Origin of the sequence: Streptomyces laculatispora (genome assembly GCF_017353455.1) — a bacterium.
Classification (GTDB): Bacteria; Actinomycetota; Actinomycetes; order Streptomycetales; family Streptomycetaceae; genus Streptomyces; species Streptomyces laculatispora.
In genome coordinates, this window is record NZ_JAFMPZ010000475.1 from 1 (window position 1) to 3,454 (window position 3,454).

The window sequence follows — 3,454 nt, forward strand, 5'->3', positions numbered from 1 at the left end:
CCCGGGGTGCGTGCCGGTGGCCGGGCGGGGCCGGGGTCAGGGGCGCGGCCAGGGGTGCTTGGAGAGGTGCTCGATTCCGCTGTTGAAGCGCTTGAGGTAGCCGGCGAAGGCGGCGATGTCCTCGTCCGGCCAGTCGTCCATGATCTGGTCCAGGGCTCGCACGACCCGTTCGCGCTCCTGGTCGAGGAGTTCGGCGCCCTTGGCGGTGATGCGGAACTTGCGGGCCATGCCGCCGTCGGGATCGGCGATGCGTTCGGCCAGTCCGGCGCGTGTCGCCGCGGCTGTCTGGCGGTTGAGGGTGGAGGCGTCGAGGCCGAAGGCCTCGCTCAGTTCGCCGTTGGACATGGGTCCCTGGATCCGGATGCGGCTCAGCAGGATGTAGGCGCTTCGCTCCATGAGGGCGTACTTGTGCCGTCCGCCCCGGTGGTAGGGGAGGTCGTGCCGCCCGAGCAGCATCTGCTCGTACTCCACCTCGTCCGTGGGCCTGGCCATGTCCGCGGCCTCCTGCTCCTGCTCCGGGGTCGGTTGCGCGGCGGGTGCTGAACGCCGGCTCATGCTCTCATGCGGCGTGCATCGGACACGTAGTGTGTATGACACATTCGGCGTGTACGATGCACATCGCTATTCGGTGGACGAGACGACGACCCCTAGGAGTTCCTCCTCATGGATGCCCCCCAGCCGACAGCCAGAACGGGCGGTGTGGTCGCTACGCTCGCCTTCGCCGGCACCGTGGCGGCGGTCATGCAGACCCTGGTCACCCCGCTCATCGCGGAGCTGCCAAAACTTCTCAACACGACCTCCTCCAACGCCACTTGGGTGATCACCGTCACCCTGCTGGTCTCGGCGGTGTGCGTGCCGGTCTCCGGACGGCTGGGTGACCTGCTGGGCAAGCGCCGGATGCTGCTCGTGTGCGCGGTGCCGCTGTTCGCCGGTTCCGTGGTGTGCGCCCTCGCGTCCTCCGTCGTCCCCATGATCATCGGGCGCGGTCTGCAGGGGATGGGCATGGGCATGGTGCCGCTCGGCATCGCTCTGCTGCGTGACGTGGTGCCGAAGGAGAAGCTGAGCTCCTCCATCGCCCTGGTCAGCGCCTCCCTCGGCATCGGCGGCGCCCTCGGCCTGCCGATCGCCTCGGCGGTCGCCCAGTACGCGAGCTGGCGGGTGCTGTTCTGGGGCTCCGCCGCACTGGCCCTCGCCATCTCCGCACTGATCTGGTTCCTGATTCCGGACGTCCCGGCGGGCGCCAAGGGGCAGCGTTTCGACGTGCCCGGCGCCCTCGGCCTGGCCGTCGGCCTGGTCTGCCTGCTCCTCGCCGTCTCCAAGGGTGCCGAGTGGGGCTGGACCTCCACGACGACGGTCGGCCTGTTCGTCGCCTCCGTCGTGGTGCTCATCGGCTGGGGGTTCTGGGAACTGCGGACCAAGGACCCGCTGGTCGACCTGCGCACCACGGCCCGCCCCCGGGTGCTCATCACCAACCTCGCGTCGCTCTTCGTCGGTTTCGGCATGTACGCGGGCATGCTGATCGCACCGCAGCTGCTGCAGTTCCCCGAGGCCACCGGTTACGGCCTGGGCCAGTCGATGCTCGCGGCGGGCCTGTGGATGGCCCCCGGCGGCATCATGATGATGATCGTCTCCCCGTTCGGCGGGAAGCTCACCGACGCCCGCGGCCCGAAGTTCACGCTGATCTGCGGTGTGCTGGTCATCGCCGCGGCCTATGGGCTGGGCATCCTCCTGATGGGCTCCGCCTGGGGGCTGATGCTGTTCCTCATGGTCAGCAGCAGTGGCGTCGGCCTCGCCTACGGTGCGATGCCCGCCCTGATCATGAGCGCGGTCCCGGCGTCCGAGACGGCCGCCGCCAACGGGTTCAACACCCTCATGCGCGCGCTCGGCACCTCGATCGGCGCCGCCGTGATCGGTGCGGTCCTCTCGCAGATGACCATGGAGGCGGGCGGCTTCACCCTGACCTCCGAGGCCGGGTTCCGTACCGGCCTGATGTTCGGCTGCGGTGTCGCCGTCATCGCCGCGGCGATCTCGGCGTTCATCCCGGCCGTCCGCGGGTCCGCCGCCACCGGTGAGACGGCCGACGCGGCCGCCTCGCCGGAGGTGGCCACGGCCAGGGGCTGACCCCGGCACGCGCACCCGTACGCGGAACTGCCCGGCTCCGCCCCGAAAGGGGAGGGAGCCGGGCAGTTCCGCGTACGGGACCAGGCCGGAGGTGGCCACGCCCTCCCCTCAGCCGGCCGGGCCTCCGGGCGCGGGAGCGCTGTCGGGCTCCTCGGTGAGGATCGGGAAGCGGCGGGGGGTCACGAAGACGAGGACCAGCAGGGCGACGACGGCGGCCGCGGCCGCCCCGAGGTAGACCCGGTCGACGGCGGCGTCAACGGCCCGCCGCAGATAGTCCGTTGCCGCCGCGCTCAGTGCGCCCGGGTCGTCCAGGGCGTGCGAGACGGAGTCCAGATCGCCGGGCAGGCCGGGTACGGGGGCGTCGGCGAGCCGGGAAGCGAGGACTCCGTTGGCGACGGCGCCGAAGAGCGCGGCGCCGATGCTCTGGCCCAGCTGGCGGCAGAAGAGCACGGACGCCGTCGTCGTACCGCGTTCGGCCCAGCCGACGGTCGACTGGACGCCGACGATCAGCGGGAGCTGGAAGAGCCCGAGCGCTGCGCCGAGCAGCAGCATGATCAGTGCGGGCTGCCAGGCCCGGCCCGGATAGGGCAGCAGCGGGAAGGCGAGCAGGACCAGCAGGGCGCCGGACATGCCGGTGATCGCGGTGCGGCGGAAGCCGATGCGGTTGTAGACCCGGTTGGAGAACGCCGCCGACACCGGCCAGCTCAGCGTCATCACCGAGAGCACGAAACCGGCGGCGATCGGTCCGAGGCCGAGCACCGACTGCGCGTACGTCGGCAGGAAGACGGTCGGCGCGACCATCAGCAGACCCATCGCGCCCAGGGCGAGGTTGACGGAGGCGATGGTGCGCCGCCGCCACACCCAGCCGGGGATGACCGGCTCGGCGGCGCGCCGTTCGATGAACACGGTCAGCGCGGCGAGCAGGGCGGTCGCCGCCAGCAGGCCGAGGGAGGGGAAGGACAGCCAGGGCCAGGCGACCCCGCCCTGGACGAGTGCGGTCAGCAGCAGGGCGCCGGTCGCGAAGACGGCCAGCGAGCCCGCCCAGTCGATCCGGGGGCGGGGGGCGCCGGCCGCGCGGCGGACGCGGGAGGGTTCGTGGAGGTGGCGGGCGACGAGCCAGAGGGCGACGGCCCCGATCGGCAGGTTGATCAGGAAGATCCAGCGCCAGTCCGCGTACACCGCGAACAGCCCGCCGAGCACCGGTCCGGTGACCGCCGAAGTGGCCCAGACGGTGGACAGTTTCGCCTGGATCCTCGGACGTTCCTTGAGCGGGTAGAGGTCCGCCGCGATGGTCTGGACGGTGCCCTGGAGGGCGCCGCCGCCGATCCCCTGC

3 protein-coding genes are annotated in these 3,454 nt (G+C 71.6%); 1 reads left to right on the forward strand and 2 read right to left on the reverse strand.

What is annotated here, in order from left to right; translation table 11 throughout:
- Window positions 1-36: 36 nt before the first annotated feature.
- On the reverse strand, window positions 37-492 hold the full coding sequence (locus J1C73_RS23475; protein ID WP_123461996.1) for a MarR family winged helix-turn-helix transcriptional regulator: 456 nt from the start codon (window positions 490-492) through the stop codon (window positions 37-39).
- 171 nt (window positions 493-663) lie between these two features.
- Between J1C73_RS23475 and J1C73_RS23480 the strand changes: the two genes are divergently transcribed.
- A complete protein-coding gene (locus J1C73_RS23480) occupies window positions 664-2,121 on the forward strand; it encodes an MFS transporter (protein WP_207318163.1) in 1,458 nt (485 codons plus the stop codon).
- 108 nt (window positions 2,122-2,229) lie between these two features.
- Here the strand turns inward: J1C73_RS23480 and J1C73_RS23485 are convergent.
- Window positions 2,230-3,454, reverse strand: a 1,225-nt coding sequence (locus tag J1C73_RS23485; RefSeq protein WP_207318164.1) for an MFS transporter, incomplete at its 5' end; no start/stop codon positions are given.

Excerpts from the sequence above, each read along its gene's own strand:
- J1C73_RS23475 (WP_123461996.1), bottom strand. The coding sequence starts at position 492 with ATGGCCAGGCCCACGGACGAGGTGGAGTACGAGCAGATGCTGCTCGGG.
- J1C73_RS23480 (WP_207318163.1), top strand. The coding sequence starts at position 664 with ATGGATGCCCCCCAGCCGACAGCCAGAACGGGCGGTGTGGTCGCTACG.